The following is a 15,599-nucleotide window of genomic DNA, read 5'->3' as shown; positions in this document are numbered from 1 at the left end:
GATGGCTGAGTTCCAGGTCAACGCCCATCGCTTCGACCCGTACAAGAACTTCAAGTTTCTGGTCCTCTGGGACGGTCGTACGGTCGCGGGCATCAGCAAGATCAGTCCGCTCAAGCGCACCACCGAGGTCGTCAAGCACCGCAACGGCGGCGACCCCAGCTCACCCCGCAAGTCCCCGGGCCGGTCCGAGTTCGAGGGGATCACCCTGGAGCGCGGCGTCACCCACGACCCCGAGTTCGACCGCTGGGCCAACAAGGTCTGGCAGGTCGGCGCGGGGCTCGGCGCCGAGGTCTCGCTTGCCGACTTCCGCAAGGACATCGTCATCCAGGTCCTCAACGAGGCGGGCCAAGTGGCCGTCTCGCACAAGCTCTACCGGACCTGGCCGAGCGAGTACCAGGTGCTGGGCGAGCTGGACGCCAACGCCAACGCGGTCGCGATCCAGAGCCTGAAGCTGGAGTGCGAGGGCTGGGAGCGGGACTACGAGGTGCCGGAGCCGGAAGAGCCCTCGTTCACGCATCCCGCGTAGGCGGGGGACGGAGACGGGGACGGGGCGCGGGACGACGGCGGTCACGGGTTCGGGGAACGGCACGGTACGGGGAGCTGCACGGTACGGGGAGCGGACGGCCTGAGAGATGGGGAACACGGGGCCCGCGGAGCTGCTGGCCATCTGGGAGGCGGGGCTGGCGCACCACGGCCCCGGCCGCGCCCTGCTGCTGCACCGGGCGGCCCGCCCGGAGACCGCGGCGGACGAGCTGCTGTCGCTGCCGGTGGGCGAGCGCGAGGCGGATCTGTACGCCCTGCGGCGCGCGCTCTTCGGCGAGCGGATGCAGATCCGGGCCGAGTGCGGTGCGTGCGGCGAGGCCATGGAGTTCGACCTCGACGCACGTGACCTGGGCGTGCGCCCGGGGGAGCGGGACGGCCCGCTCCGGGTGGAGGAGGGCGAGTGGACGGTCGAGTTCCGGCTGCCCACCGTCGCCGACCTGGAGGCCGCCGCGCGGGCGGCGGCCGAAGCGGGCGGGCCCTTGGGCGCGGACGGGAATGTGGACGTGGGCGCGGACTCGGGCGTGCGCGTGGGCGCGGACCTGGACTCGGGCGTGGGCGCGAACGGGAACGTGGCCGTGGGCGTGGGCGCCGACTCGGGCGTGCGCGTGGGCGTGGACTCCGACGTGGACGCGGCCTCCGACTCGTACGGCGGCGAGGCCGGGCGCGAGCCCACCGCCGCCGCCCGCGCCCGCCGGGCCCTGATCGCCCGCTGCATCGTCTCCGTGCACCGTTCGGGGCGGCCCGTCCCCGCCGACCGCCTCCCCGCGGCCGAACTGCCGGAGCCGGTGCAGCGGCGCCTCGCCGAGGCCGCCGAGCGCGCCGACCCGGCGGCCGATGTGACGCTCAGCGTCGCCTGCCCCGAATGCGGCGAGGCCACCCGGGCCGAGCTGGATATCGCCTCCTACCTCTGGACCGAACTCGACCACTGGGCACGGGACCTGCTGCTCGATGTCCACCTGCTCGCCACCGCATACGGCTGGAGCGAGCCTCAGATCCTGGCGCTCAGCCCGCTGCGGCGCCGTTACTACCTGGAGCTGTGCGCAGATGGCTGACTACTTCGACCGGCTGCTCGCGCGGCACGCCCCCGTGCCCGTACCCGGGCCGGCGGCGGGCGGTGGCGCCGGCGAGCGCCCGGTCCGGGTACGGCCGCGGCTGCCGGGCCCGTACGAGCGGATCGAGACGCTGCGGGGGGAGTCACCGCTGCCGGAGGAGCCCACTCCGGCCCGGGTGGCCCCGCCACCGGTGGCCGACCGCTACCAGGAGGTGGTCCGGCACGAGCACGAGGTCAGGACCGACCGGCACACCGTCGTACGCGCCGAGCCCACACCGTACGAGGACGTGGCGCGGTACGCCGAACCCCCGGCCCCGGCACCGCTGTTGCTCCCCAGCGCACGGCTCACCGCCGGACCGAACCCGGTCGCCCCCGACGCCCGGGCGCCACGGCGGGGCACCACGGCGTCCCCGGCACCCGACGCCACACCGGCCGCGGCGGGATCCCGGCCCGGGCCGCCGTCCGCGGACGTGTGGTCCGCGGTGGCCACCGCGCCGCTGCCACCCCGCGCGGCCGACGCCACCCCGGGCCGCGAGGCCGCGCGGCTCCCCGCCGGGCGGCGCCGCGCCCGGTCCGCCCAGCGCACGGTGCACGTCCAGATCGGGCGGCTGGAGGTCACCGCCGCCGCCCCGCCCGGCGCCGACCGCACCACGGGCGCCCGCGCCGGAACGACGGGACGGCGCGCGCCCGCGCTGAGCCTGGAGGACTACCTGGCACGCGGCGAGAGGAGGGACTGACACCGTGAGCAACGGACTCGCCTTCGCGACCGTCACCCAGGCCCTCGCGCTGCTGATCGCGAACAATCTGCGGCCCGAGATCGACATCGCGGTCACGGTGGACACCCGTAGGCCCCCGGCCGAGCCGCCCACCGAACCGACCATCAACATCTTCCTCTACCAGGTCACCCCGAACGCCTCGATGCGCGCCACCGACCTGCCCACCCGCGCCTCGGACGGCACCCTGCTCAAGCGACCGGCCGCGGCGATGGATCTGCACTACCTGATCAGCGCGTACGGCGAGGAGTCCGAACTGGTCGGGCAGCGCCTGATCGGCACCGTGGTGCGCATCCTGCACGAGATCCCGATGCTGCCGAAGGACGTGATCGAGGAGGCCGCCCGGCGCTCGTATCTGACGGGCAGCGACCTGATCGATGCGGTGCAGCGGGTGCGCTTCACCCCGACGCAGATGGACGTGGACGAGACCTCCAAGCTCTGGGGGATGCTCTACCAGACCCCGTATGTGCTGTCGGTCTGCTACCAGGGCTCGTTGGTCCTGATCGAGGGGCGCGAGCGCCCGGTCCCGGCGAAGCCGGTGGAACGGCCCACAGTGCGGGTGCTGCCCTTCGGCGCGCCGGGAGCGCCGGAGCCACCCACCCTGCCGGGGGCGGAGCGGCCCGAGGAGCCCGTCGAGGCGGAGGCATCGACGGAGGCCGAGACCCCGTCGCCCGCCATGCGCACGAAGAAGCGCCCCGCCGTCGGGAAGACGGCCGCGGCCAAGACCGCCAAGGCCGCCAAGACCGCGAAGGCGGCCGTAACCAAATCGGCCGCGACCAAGACCACCAAGTCGGCCGCGGCCAAGTCGGCCGCCTCACCCACCCGCGCACGCAAGTCCACGCCCCGGCGCCGCGGCGGCCGCTCCGAGGACACGGAGAGCTGAGGCACACGGTGGGGGAGAAGGGGGCGGACGACACCATGGGCACGCGGAACGGCCACGCATCGGCGGCGCCCGACGCCGCCACCAAGGGCGCGGACGCCATCGATGGCGGGGACACCGTCGAGGACGCAGACGCCGTCGCGGGTGGGAACGCCTTCGCGAGTGCGGACGCCACCGAGGGCGCAGACGCCATCGCGGGTGGGGACGCCACCGAGGTCGCGGACGCCGTCGCGGGTGGGGACTTGGGCGCGGGTGGGGACGCCGCTGCGGGCGGGGACTTCGCCGCGGGGGCAGGCTCCAGCGCGGGCGCCGGCTCCTTCGCAGCGGGGGCCATCGCCGCCGAGGATGGGCAGGCCCTGGCCGCCGCAGTCCAGGCGGTACTGGCCCGCGTCGACGCCCACGCGCGCCGCGCCACCGCCACCGCCAACGGCTCCCGGTCCAGCGCCTCCGCGACCCGCGATACCGCCACCGTCGACGACCCCAACACCCCACCCACCGCCGCCCAGCCACCCCACACGGAAGACCACGCGCAAGCGATCCCCGGCCCCGCCGCCCTCGACGCTCTCGCCGCCTGCTTCGGCCTCAGCACCTTCGAGCGCCAGCTCGTCCTGCTGGCGGCGGCCGCCGAGCTGGACCCCACCGCCGCCGCGCGGTGCGCCGCCGCCAGTGGCGATCCGGCCCGTGCGTACCCCACCTTCTCGCTCGCCCTCGCCGCGCTCGACGAGCCGCACTGGAGCGCGCTCACCCCCGTGTCCCCGCTCCGCCGCTGGCGGCTCGTAGACCTCGACGAGGAGACCCGGCTCACCACATCACGCCTCCGCATCGACGAGCGCATCCTGCACTTCCTGGCCGGGTCGCCCTACCTCGACGCCCGGCTGCACGGGCTGCTGCGCCGTGCGCAGCCCCCGCGGACCCTTCCCCCCTCGTACGACCGGGCGGCGGATCAGGTGGCCGCGGGCTGGAACGAGTCGCGTCCGGAGGCGCCGTTGCGCGTGGAGCTCGTCGGCGGCGATCTGACCACCCGTACCGACATCGCCGCCGAGGCCGCCCGCCGCACCGGACTCGCGCTGTACGTCATGGCCTCGGACGACGTCCCCACCGACGCGGCCGAACGCGACCGCCTCGCCCGCCTCTGGCAGCGCGAGGCCGTACTGCTGCCCGCGGCGCTCCTGCTGGAGGTCGGCGAGCTGGACCGGGAGCAGACCGCCGCCACGGACGCGTTCATCGAGGCCGCCGCCGTGCCCCTCGTGGTCTCCAGCGAGGGCCCGCGCCGTACCGGCCGCCCGCGCGGCGAGCGCGTCACCGTGCCCGGGCTGGACGACAGCGAACAACTCGCCCTCTGGGCGGACGCCTTCGCCGACATCACCCGGGTCGAGGAGGCCCATCTGCGGTCGCTGGTGGCCCAATTCCAGCTGCCGCCACATGTCATCCGCTCTGCTGCCGCCGCCGTACGCCGCGATCTCACCGACGTCACCGACGTCACCGACGCCCCACTGGACCCCGCGGAACTCGCGTGGCGGGCCGGGCTCACCGAGGCGCGCATCGGCCTGGACGAACTGGGCCGGCGCATCGAGCCCGAGGCCGCCTGGGACGATCTGGTCCTCGCCGACCACCAGGCGCGGATCCTGCGCGAGATCGTCGCCCACGTACGACAGCGCGCCACCGTCCACCAGGAGTGGGGCTTCGCCGCGACACTCCGCCGCGGCCTGGGCGTCACCGCCCTCTTCGCGGGCGGTTCCGGCACCGGCAAGACCCTCGCCGCCGAGGTGATGGCCAAGGAGCTGGGCCTGGACCTCTTCATCATCGACCTCTCCCAGGTGGTCAGCAAATACATCGGCGAGACCGAGAAGAACCTGCGCAAGGTCTTCGACGCCGCCGAGCGCGGTGGCGCACTGCTGCTCTTCGACGAGGCGGACGCGCTGTTCGGCAAGCGCAGCGAGGTCAAGGACAGCCACGACCGGTACGCCAACCTGGAGGTCAGCTATCTGCTGATGCGCATGGAGGCGTACCGGGGCCTGGCCATCCTCACCACCAACATGAAGAAGGCCCTCGACCCGGCCTTCATGCGCCGGATCCGCTTCGTCGTGGACTTCCCCTTCCCCGGCGAGAGCGAGCGCGCCGAGATCTGGCGCCGGGTGCTCCCCGCCCGGGCGCCGACGAAGGACATCGACCCCGAACGCCTCGCCCAACTCACCGTGGCGGGCGGCTCGATCCGCAATATCGCGCTCTCCGGCGCCTTCCTCGCCGCCGAGGAGGGCGACCGCCTCCAGATGCGTCACATGCTGGCGGCGGCGCGCACCGAGTACCAGAAGCTGGACCGTTCGCTCACACCCTCGGAGGTCACCGGATGGGTCTGAACGAGGAGCCGCGCACGGTCCGTGTGGACATCGGCGAGCTGGCGCTGACCGGCTTCGGCGCCGGGATCGACCCGGACCAGGTCGGGGTGGCATTCCAGACGGAGCTGACCCGCCTCGTACGGGAACGCGGCGTACCGCTGGCGGCGACCGGGGCCGACCGCGCCCTCGACGTCCTGTCCGACCTGCCCCCGCTCCCCGCCACCACCTCCCCGGCCCGGCTGGGTGAGGCCCTGGCCCGGGCCGTGCACGCGGGCCTGTCCGGAAGGGGGCGGGAGGGGACATGAGCAACGCACCGTCCACCACCCAGGACGACCGCGCGTCCCAGTCCGCCAAGCGCCGCAAGCGCAAGGAGCGGACCGGCAAGGCCCGTACGCCCGAACCGAAGGACATCGTCAGCGGCGCCGGACAGCCCCTTGACCCGAGCGTCCGGCGCGACCTCGAAGAGCAACTCGGCCACGACCTCGGCCAGGTCCGCCTGCACACTGACCGCGACGCGGGCCACCTCACCGAACTGCTGGGCGCGGACGCGGTGGCGGTCGGCCAGGACATCTTCTTCCGCGAGAACACCTACCGCCCCGGCACGACGGAGGGCCAACGCCTCCTCGCCCATGAACTGCTCCACACCGTCCAGAACCCCCACGGCCTCGGCACCCTGCGCGTGGGCCGCGACCTGGGCGCGGTGAGCCTGCCGCAGCAGGCCGTCGAACGCGAGGCGGAGGACACGGCACAGGAACTCGTACGCGGCGGCCAACCGGAAACCCACCTGGATCCGGAGCAGTCCGCGACCCCGGGCTGGCTCCGCTACGCCACGGTCGACGCCGACCGCAACCGCATGGAGAAGCTCGACCCGGCGACCCTGGTCGACCGCCTCGCCAACAGCGTCGTCCGCTCCCTGCGCGGCGACCCCGAGGACCGTTCCAAGCGCACCCGTATGCAGCTGGCGCGGATGCCGGACGAGGTACAGGACGCCGTCCTCGACCGCCTGGAGACCAGGCTCCTCAGCTCCGAGCACGAGCGGGTGCTCGACTTCGTCGACGAGATCGAGGCGGACGGCGACCTGGAGCGGGAGTCGTCGGCCGCCCCGGAGGTCGAACCGGACCCGGTCGAGGAGCTGCTGTTCGAGCGCGAGACGTGGCGGCGGAGGGCGGAGGAGCGCCGCGAGGAGGAGCAGCGCCCGGCGCCCGCGCCGGGTCCGGAGAAGGATGCGCCCGCAGGGGAGGGCGCGCCGGGCAGTACGCCGCGGAACGGCGGGGGCGCGGCGGAGCAGGAGGGGCAGGGCGGGAGCCGGGAACAGAGGCCGGGCGCGGACGCGGGACGCGAGGGCGGAAGTCCTTCGTCCGGTGGGAAGTCGGGCGATTCGGCCTCAGCAGCCGCCCCTCAGTCCCAGCCGCAGCCGCAGTCCCAGCCTCAGTCCCAACAGCCGTCCGGGGGCGGGCAGCAGGGCGGCGAGAAGAAGTCCGAGGGCTCCGAGAAGGGCAAGGAAGGAAAGGACGGCAAGGAGGGGGAGGGGAAGGAGGGGCAGGAGCAGCAGGGTGTCGCGACGCCGAGCAAGGAGGAGTCGGCGGCCAAGAACCGCCCGGGCGCGGTCGATTCGCTCGTGGCGGGTCAGCAGCTGAAGCAGCAGGACAAGCGGGGCGCGGACAAGCCCACCGGTTCGCCGATGGCGTCTGGCAAGGACACCCAGTCGCCCGGCCCCCTCTCCACGCTCGACGGCGTACGGGCCCAGGATCTCGACGGCCCGGAGGAGCGGGCCGAGGAGGATCCGTTCGGCTCCGGCAGTGAGTCGGAGGTCGAGGTCGGGGGCGCGGAGAAGAGCGCCTGGGACATCAAGCTCCAGCCGGAGGACTTCCTGCCCGAGCAGGACCTGGACGTGTCCGGCGTACCGACCGCGGACCAGCTCGACCCCGCCTCGTCCGCCGACGCCCCCGTCCCGTCCTTCCCCGCCCCTCCGCTGACCAAGGCCGACAAGGTGCAGGCCGAACGGGACGCGGAGGACGCCGAGGACGAGGCGGAGGACGCGGAACCCGAGGAAGACGCTGCCGACTCGGCCGTCGACACCGAACCGTCAGCGGAGGCGGACGAGGACACGACGGTGGCAGGCGCCGGGCTCGGCGGTCTCGCCCTGGAACGGGCCGCCGAGAACCGACCGGGACCGGCCGCGACCCGCGACCCGAAGAGCGGCGCCGACCCCAAGGACGGGCCCGTCGTCGCGCAGACGACGGTGCAGGAGGCCGCGGGCAGGTCGGAGGACGGCAGCGAAGCCACGGAACAGGCCGCGAAGGAGGAGAAGGGCACACCCGCGGCGGGTGACGCGCCGGGCGGTGCGCAGGAGAAGGCATCCCAGCAGGCGGTAGGCGGTCAGGCGGCGCAGGAGCCCGCTGCCAAGGCGGAGCAGAAGCAGGCGGACGCGGCGCCGGAGGCCAAGAGCGAACCCACGGCGGACGCCAAGTCCCCCTCACCGGCGCGCGACACCCAGGTCACGGGCGGATCCAGCGCGGATACACCCGGCGGCGCGAGCAGCGGGGCGCAGAGCGACCAGGGCGCGCCGGCGGAACGTACGGAGACCCCGGCGGCGGAGCCGGCGCCGTCCGCGCCGGAACCGAAGAAGTCCGCCGAGCCCGAGCCGCCGGCACCCAAGTCCGCGTCGGGAGCAAAGCCCACAGCGCCCAAGTCGGCACCGGCCCCCAAGACACCGCGTGGCGGTGGCGGCGGGGCGGGTGGAGGCGGTGGCGGCGGCAAGGCTTCCGCCCCGGCCAAGGGCAAGAAGAAGGACTCCGGACCGCCCCCGAACCTCTCTCAGGTGTCCCCGGAAGCGGGCCTGTCCACGGCCTCCAGGCTGAAGCCCCATGTGGCGTTGCAGGCCATGACGGGTGTGAGCGGCTCGGTGAACCGCACCGTCGGCGACGAACACAAGGCGCTCGCCGCCGCCCCACCCTCGATGCAGCGCCCGGCGGGTGCCCCGCAGACCCTCCAGGGCAAGCCGAAGACCGACGCCCCGGCCCAGTACTCGCAGGATCCGGCCCAGAAGTCCGAGGCGCCGGAGAAGGAGGACGCCAAGGTCACGGGCGCCAAGGAGCCCGAGGGCCAGATCGAGGCGGAGAAGGCCGAGGAGCCGGGCGGCTGGGACACCTTCAAGATGGCCCTGGGCTTCATCGGCGGCAAGATCGTGAACGCCGCCGCGAGCCTCTTCGGCGCCGACAAGCCCGTAGTGGACCCGCAGGCGCTGGCCGCGAAGTTCGCCGGGCTGCCGACCAAGGACGAGGCGCTCAAGCAGGCCCAGGCGGGCAACGCGCCGGGCGTACAGATGCGGGGCGCTGCCGACCAGACGGCCGGTGAGCAGGGCTCGGCCGTCGACACCAAGGGCCAGGAAACCGTCGCTACGGGTCGAGACGACGCGGGCCGGGGAATGGGCGAGGACCAGGTCTACCCCGACGCTCCCAAGGAGCAGATGGAGGCGAAGGTCCCCGGCCAGCAGGGTGGCGGGGGCGGCGGTGGGCCCAAGGGCGGTGCGACGACGGGCGCCGTTCCGCCCGAAGCCGCTTCGGAAGTGGCGGAGCACGAACGCGGACCGCAGTTCCAGGCCGCCTTCTCCGACGGCCAGAAGACCATGTCCGAGGGGCGGCAGACCAAGGACCGCGACTTCAGGAACGGTCAGCAGCAGCACAAGCGGCAGGTCGACGCGGAGATCGCGGCCAATACGAAGAGCCAGGCGAGCGAGCGTCAGAAGGCGATGACGGAGGTCACCGCCAAGCGTCAGGACTGGCGCACGGAGCAGGACAAGGAGCTCCGGTCGCTCGGCGACAAGAAGACCGAGCGGCACGAGAAGATCCGCAAGGACGTCAAGGACAAGGAAGAGCAGACCGACAAGGACGTCGACAAGGAGAAGGACGACAGCGACAAGAAGATCCGGGACAAGGGCGACCAGGCCGAACAGGATGCCGAGAAGAAGCGCGACGCCAGCGTCGAGGAATCGGGCAACTGGGTCAGCAAGGCCTTTGACTGGATCAAGAACAAGGTCATCGAGATCAAGAACGCGATCGTCCGCGTCATCAGGGAGGCGCGTGACGCGGTCATCGGCTTCATCAAGAACTTCAAGGAGACCGTCGAGCGCTGGATCAACGACGCGCGTAAGGCGATCGTCGACGCGATCAAGAACTTCATCAATGACCTGATCGAGTTCGCCAAGGCGATGGTGCGGGCCGTCATCGACCTGGCGAAGCGCATCCGGAACTTCATCACGGGGCTCATCGAGGCGGCGATCGCCCTCGTCAACAAGCTCGCCACCATGCTCAAGCAGGCCATCACCGACCTGCTGAACGCCCTCGGCAAGCTGCTGAGCAGCATCCTGGACGTCCTGAAGAAGATGCTGCTGGACGTCGTCAAGGCCGTCGTGGACGCGGTCAAGGCGGTCCTCGACTTCGCCTCCAAGCTCCTGGGCGCGCTCGGGGAGTTCATGCTCATCGCGGTCGACTTCCTCTCCGACCCCGGCGGCTGGCTGAGCGGTGCGAAGAACTCGGCGGTCGACGGTGCGAAGAACCACCTCTTCCGCGAGGTGAAGTCGGCCGTCAAGGAGTGGTTCCAGTCCAAGATCCAGGAGATTATCGGCGTCCCCAAGGCGATCCTGGACAAGCTGTTCAAGGGCGGCTTTACACTGGAGCAGATCGTCAAGGAGACATGGGACGCGATCGTCCCCCAACTCCCCTTCATCATCGGCGAGATCGTCATCACGAAGGTCATCGCCAAGCTGATCCCGGGTGCGGGCTGGGTGATGGCCGTCATCGACGCCATCCGCACGGCCATCGGCGCGCTCGGCGCGATCCTGCGCGCGGTGGGCGCGGTCCTCGACTGGCTGAAGCTCGTCCGCATGGGCGGCGCGGGAATCCTCTTCGCGAAGGCCGTCGCGGCGGGCATCGTGGCACTCCTCGAATTGGCCTACCAGGCGCTGCTGTCGGGGATCGGCAAGTACGTCGCGAAGGTGGGCCGACGCTTCAAGGCCATCGCGGCGAAGCTGGGCCAGGGGAAGGGCGGCAAGGGCGGAGCGGGCGGGAAGGGCGGCGCGGACGGGGAGGGCACGGACGGCCGGGGCGGCAAGCCCGGCACCGAAGGGAAGCCGCAGGAACCGACTGCCCCGAAAACGACGACGCGCCCGACGCCAACGGCCACGAAGCCGAAGCCGGGTGCCGAACCGACGCCCAAGAAACCCACAACGCAATCGCACCCCCAAACCAAGCCCACCAGGCCCGAAACCCCCGGCAAACCCAAGCCCGGGGAAGACCGTCCGGACACCCGCCCGACCCCATCCCCGAAACCCAAGCCCAGGCCGGAACCGCCGGCGAAGCCCAGACCCGAGTCGCAGCCAAAGCCCAACCCCAAGGACGACAAGGGCTCCGAGGACCGGCCGAAGAACGACGACAAGCCCTCGACCAAGGACCCCAAGGAGCAAGACCCCACCAAGCCCAAGCCTGACAAGGACGACCCGAAGAAGCCCAAGCCCGACAAGGACGGCGACAAGCCCACCAGGCCGAAGGAAGGAGACGGCAAGAAGCCCAAGCCGGACAGGGATGGCGACAAGCCGGGCCCCCGAAAGCCCAAACCCGACAAGGACGGCCCGGGCAGACGGCCGGACAAGAAGGGCCCCGACAAGCGCATGCCTCACCCTGGCAAGAGCGGCCCCGGCCGACCGAAGACCAAGTCGCAGAAGGAACGGCGGAAGAAGGACGAGAAGTCCAAGGAGTCGAAGGACGAGCGGCTGCGCAAGATCGTGGCCCGGATGCGTCCCAAACTGGACAGGCTCCTCGACAGCGGGGTGCCGAAGAAATCCTTCAGCCCGGCGCTTTCGGCGATGCGGCTGTGGTATCGGCTCACAGAGCTGGAGTTGGAATTCGGCAACGTCCGCGCCACGCTCAATCCGAGCCTCAATGCCAAGGCTCGGGTCGGTCCGCTGGATTCCGGACTCGTCAATGGGAAGCTTCTCCTGTACCTGGAGAGGCACTTCCCGCAACGCATGGCGAACGGCATCACCTGGCCGCAGACGGCGGCTGCACAGAACCTCAGGACGCAGAGCCAGGGCATCAGCACGCAGGACGAGAGGCTCGGTGATATTCCTTCCGCGCCGACTTCGCTGATAGGTCCGGATGGAGGGGATCCCACCCGTCTCGATCCGAATCGCGTCATGCCGGTCACGCGTGTTCCCAGCGGGACCAGCCAGGCAGCTCTGTTGGCGCACAACATCGAGCAAGGGCCGCTCATCGTGGGGCAAGAGGCCATGCTGCTCTTCGAGTCCTTGCAGCGCGGAGAGTATGTCCCCGTGTGGAGCCGACCAAATGTGCCGGAGGGAGCCACTCCTGACATCGGCCACCAGTACCTCTCCGGTATCAGTGGGGGAACCGTTCGACAGGATTTGGAGAGCTATCCGGATATCCGAGAGGGGGTAGCCGGGTTGACGCAACCGGAACTCGGTGAGTACGGCCGGGAACTGATGGCGGCGACTGCCGGGCAGATTTCCCCAGATCAGTCCAGATTCGGCACTTCCTATCCGGCGCTGACGGCCTCCGTTACGCAGGCGGGCGAGGGGAACCGTTCACTCCTTGGGTTTGCTTCCGGTGTCATGAACGCCTATATAACACAGCAAGGCGCAAAGCCAACGGAAATGTTCCGAGGGGGCGTGTATGGAAACTCGGGTCAGTACTCGTCCCTGCGCTATGTGGGGCAACCCCTCGTTGGTCGTGGTGCCATGAGGTCGACGCGGGAGTACGAGGATGTCGCCCGTGCCCACGCCATTTCCTCTGCCCAAGGGGCCAATCCGCATCCTGAGCAGTTGAAAGCGCAGCTCAGGAATTTGCATCTAGCGTCCGTTCGTCGTGGTCCGACATCTGCGTGGACGGTCCACGAGGGATTGGCCCGAAATACGTCCGAGTGGCTTATGGCGAGGCGGCAAGATGTGGCGACGCAGCTGAACGGCAGGGGAGCCAGGAGCGGGGGCCCGGGGCGAAAGGATCTGGAGCGGGAGATGCAGCAGTTCAAGGTCCTTGAAATGCTAGTGGAGGAAGGCAACGCAGAAAAGGTCGCTGAGCACCTGGTAGAGAACATTCTGGGTCCCTGGATCCTGCGCCAGAACGGTCTCCTGTGAGAGTGGGTTTAGCACATGCAGCCAGCACACCGAAATGAGACTTTGGTCCTTGCGGCGCAAAGTCGTGTGGGTGACGTTGTCGAATCCTTGAACAGGGCCTTCGGAAAGTGCCCGGACGACACGTGGGCGGAGCCCGCGCAGGGCGTAGAACGCGCCATGGAGTGGGAGCTCCCGGACGGCGTCCATGTGTTGTTCGAGGAATCCAATCTGTTCCGCTGTCTGAGAGTGGTGGTCACCGGACAAAAAGGGGGCGTGGTGCGAGCGGCGGCTGACGATGTGCGCACGGTTCTCGACGTGACTCCGGCCACGGAGATTCTTGAGGCCGTGCAAAATGCGGATACGCCCGAAGAGCGTAAGAACGCGATTCTGAGGGCTGCTGCCGGTCCCCCCGATGCGTTCCTCGCTGCCCTGCACGAAAGCGTCTCGACGGCATTGCGTGACCCAGATCATGAAGTGCGTGTCGCGGCAAGGAGGTTTGTAGAGGAGGTGCTCTGGGAGGAGTTTCTTCCTGTGCTCGACGAACTGATCGACGGAGGCGATCTACCGGAAGGCGCCGGTGCCGTTCAAATTCTGCACGAAATGATCACCCTTGCAACAAAACACCCCGATGCTGAGTAGGTAGAGGAGGAGCGATTCGTGACTCGCTATGCAGACATCCCCAAGCCCATCCGCTCCGGCATCGTCCTCGTCGACCCCGAGCGGGGGACGCCGCAGCGCATCATCATCCTCCAGTTCAATCCCGACACGCTGGAGCGGTCATTGGCCCCCCAATCCGCCGGCGACCAAGCCGACAGCGGCGGAGGCGGCAGCGGAAGTGGGGACAAGAACGAGGCGCTCCGCCTCAAAGGGCCCGCACAGGAGACATGGAAGTTCACCGCGGAGATCGACGCGACCGATCAGTTCGAGGTGGCCGCGCCCGACGGGATACACCCGCAGCTCGCGACGCTCGAAATGCTCGTGCAGCCGACCACCGCCAAATTGCGGGACGCCATGCGGCTCTCCAAGAAGGGGACCATCGAGATCAGCCCCATCGAGATGCCGCTGACCCTCTTCACCTGGGGGAGTAAGCGGGTCATGCCCGTGCGGATAACGGAACTCTCGATCAACGAATCGGCGTTCGACGTCAACCTCAACCCCATCCGCGCATCCCTCAGCATCGGGCTGAAGGTGCTCACCGTCAGCGACCTGCCCGCCGGCCACCGCGGGGCTGAGCTCTATCTCGCGCATCTCGCGCAGAAGGAACGGCTCGCGGCGGCGGCGCGCGGCGGTGCGCTCAGCGCGCTCGGGTTGAACAGCGGGGACATCGGGCTGGGGAGGGTATAGAAGCAGATGGCCGGGTCACAGCCACAGCCGTACGAGAGCGCGCTCGACGCGATTCCGGGGTCGCACCCCTACCCCCGCTCCAGCCGCTACCACGACGCCGAGATCGGGATTCACACGCAGCCCGACGGGACGCCCGTCCGGTACGTCAAGCGGCGGCTGCTGCCGCCCATAAGCGAGGCGGACGAGGACACCGCCACCCACACCGTCAGCAGCGGCGAGCGCCCCGACCACCTCGGTCAGCGCTACTTCGGCGACCCCGCCGCCTGGTGGCGGATCGCCGACGCCAACCCCGTCCTCGACCCCCGCGAGCTCACCGCCGAGCCGGGCGAGGAGATCGAGATCCCCAACGGATTCCCAGGCGGCGGAGGCGGCGGAGGCGGTGGGCGTCATGGCTGATGAGCCCGTCGGGCAGGGGCCCATCCACCTCGAATTACGGATGGGGCCCAAGCTCACCCGCCCCGTGCCCCCCGAGGTCACCCAGGCGCTGCTGTCCGCGCAGATCACCACCACCGCGGGCGAACGCAGTGGCTTCCAGATGGCGTTCGACCTCACCAAAAGGGGCGCGATCATCGATCGGCTGCTCCCCGAGGGGTTCTTCGACCCCCGCACCCGCGTCATCGTCACGGCCGCCGTCAAGGGCACGCCGATCGTCCTCCTCGACGGGCTCATCGTGCGCCACGAGGTGGGGGCCAGCAATCAGCCCGGGCAGACCACCCTCACCGTCACCGGCGAGGACCTCACCCTCCTCATGGACCTCGAGGAGCGGACCGACCGTTACCCCAACCTCTCACCCTGGCAGCGCGTCACCCGCATTCTCGCCAAGTACACCGACTACGGGATCGACGCCCACGTCGTCAAAGAGAAGATCCTCCAACCGCCCAACGCACAGCGCCGCGTGGACTACCAGACCGGCACCGACCTCCAGTACGTCACCGATCTCGCCCAGGCCAACGGCTATGTCTTCTACCTCGTCCCCGGGCCCGTGGCCGGCGTCTCCACCGCCTACTGGGGGCCCGAGAAGCGCGTCGGCACGGCCCAGCACGCCCTCACCGTCAACATGGACGTCAACTCCACCGTCGACCAGCTGACGTTCGCCTACGACGGGACCGCCCGCGAGGAGCCCCAGGCCCGCTGGCAGGACCCCACCACCCGGACCTCCACCCTCCTCGCCCAGCCCGACATCAGCCCCCTCCGGCCGCCCCTCGGCAAGCGGGCCACCCCGGCCCTCAAGCGCAAGACGCTCTCCGGCACCGCCAAGAAGGACCGGGCGCAGGCCGAGGCCGAGGCCCTGGCGAGGGCCGCCACCTCCGCCGACGCCATCTCCGGTTCCGGCTCGCTCGACGTCAACCGGCACGGGTACATCCTCCAGCCACGCCAGCTCGTCGGCGTCCGGGGCGCCGGGGTCACCTACGACGGCGAGTACTACGTCAAGACCGTCACCCACCACCTCCGGCCCGGCTCCTTCCAGCAGAACTTCACCCTCACCCGCGAAGGGCTCATCGCCCGGAGCGACACCGTTCGGCCCTGAGCCCTCAAGGAGCGC

General features: G+C 70.6%; 11 protein-coding genes. All 11 read left to right on the top strand.

The window, feature by feature from the left end; all coding sequences use genetic code 11:
- Position 1 precedes the first annotated feature (1 nt).
- The 11 genes from ACT2CW_RS15085 (at position 2) to ACT2CW_RS15035 (ending at position 15,584) form a co-directional block, all read left to right on the top strand.
- Positions 2-526, top strand: coding sequence for a phage tail protein (locus ACT2CW_RS15085; RefSeq protein ID WP_014058531.1), 525 nt, complete (start codon positions 2-4; stop codon positions 524-526).
- A gap of 106 nt (positions 527-632) precedes the next feature.
- Entirely contained in the window at positions 633-1,595 is a 963-nt protein-coding gene (locus ACT2CW_RS15080; RefSeq protein WP_445516926.1) for a T4 family baseplate hub assembly chaperone, read from the top strand.
- Positions 1,588-2,331, top strand: a complete 744-nt coding sequence (locus tag ACT2CW_RS15075; protein WP_445516925.1) for a hypothetical protein — start codon at positions 1,588-1,590, stop codon at positions 2,329-2,331. Before ACT2CW_RS15080 ends, ACT2CW_RS15075 begins: the two co-directional genes overlap by 8 nt.
- 4 nt (positions 2,332-2,335) lie before the next feature.
- Positions 2,336-3,250, top strand: a complete 915-nt coding sequence (locus ACT2CW_RS15070; RefSeq protein ID WP_445516924.1) for a DUF4255 domain-containing protein — start codon at positions 2,336-2,338, stop codon at positions 3,248-3,250.
- Between the two features lie 35 nt (positions 3,251-3,285).
- Positions 3,286-5,604, top strand: a complete 2,319-nt coding sequence (locus ACT2CW_RS15065) for an ATP-binding protein (RefSeq protein ID WP_445516923.1) — start codon at positions 3,286-3,288, stop codon at positions 5,602-5,604.
- Positions 5,595-5,888: a hypothetical protein gene (locus tag ACT2CW_RS15060; RefSeq protein ID WP_037947578.1), complete on the top strand. Its 294-nt coding sequence runs from the start codon at positions 5,595-5,597 to the stop codon at positions 5,886-5,888. Before ACT2CW_RS15065 ends, ACT2CW_RS15060 begins: the two co-directional genes overlap by 10 nt.
- On the top strand, positions 5,885-12,733 hold the full coding sequence (locus ACT2CW_RS15055) for an eCIS core domain-containing protein (protein ID WP_445516922.1): 6,849 nt from the start codon (positions 5,885-5,887) through the stop codon (positions 12,731-12,733). The genes ACT2CW_RS15060 and ACT2CW_RS15055 overlap by 4 nt, the downstream gene beginning before the upstream one ends.
- Before the next feature lie 156 nt (positions 12,734-12,889).
- Positions 12,890-13,351, top strand: a complete 462-nt coding sequence (locus tag ACT2CW_RS15050) for a hypothetical protein (protein WP_445516921.1) — start codon at positions 12,890-12,892, stop codon at positions 13,349-13,351.
- 18 nt (positions 13,352-13,369) lie between these two features.
- On the top strand, positions 13,370-14,056 hold the full coding sequence (locus ACT2CW_RS15045) for a hypothetical protein (protein ID WP_445516920.1): 687 nt from the start codon (positions 13,370-13,372) through the stop codon (positions 14,054-14,056).
- A 6-nt stretch (positions 14,057-14,062) separates the two neighbouring features.
- A complete protein-coding gene (locus tag ACT2CW_RS15040) occupies positions 14,063-14,452 on the top strand; it encodes a hypothetical protein (protein WP_182473935.1) in 390 nt (129 codons plus the stop codon).
- The gene (locus tag ACT2CW_RS15035) at positions 14,445-15,584 is read left to right on the top strand and encodes a hypothetical protein (RefSeq protein WP_445516919.1); all 1,140 of its coding nucleotides are present in this window, start codon (positions 14,445-14,447) and stop codon (positions 15,582-15,584) included. Before ACT2CW_RS15040 ends, ACT2CW_RS15035 begins: the two co-directional genes overlap by 8 nt.
- The last annotated feature ends 15 nt before the right edge of the window (positions 15,585-15,599 follow it).

The organism is Streptomyces sp. NEAU-174 (assembly GCF_052665095.1).
Note: the sequence above shows the minus strand (reverse complement) of the source record. Positions and strands in the feature narration are given on the sequence as shown.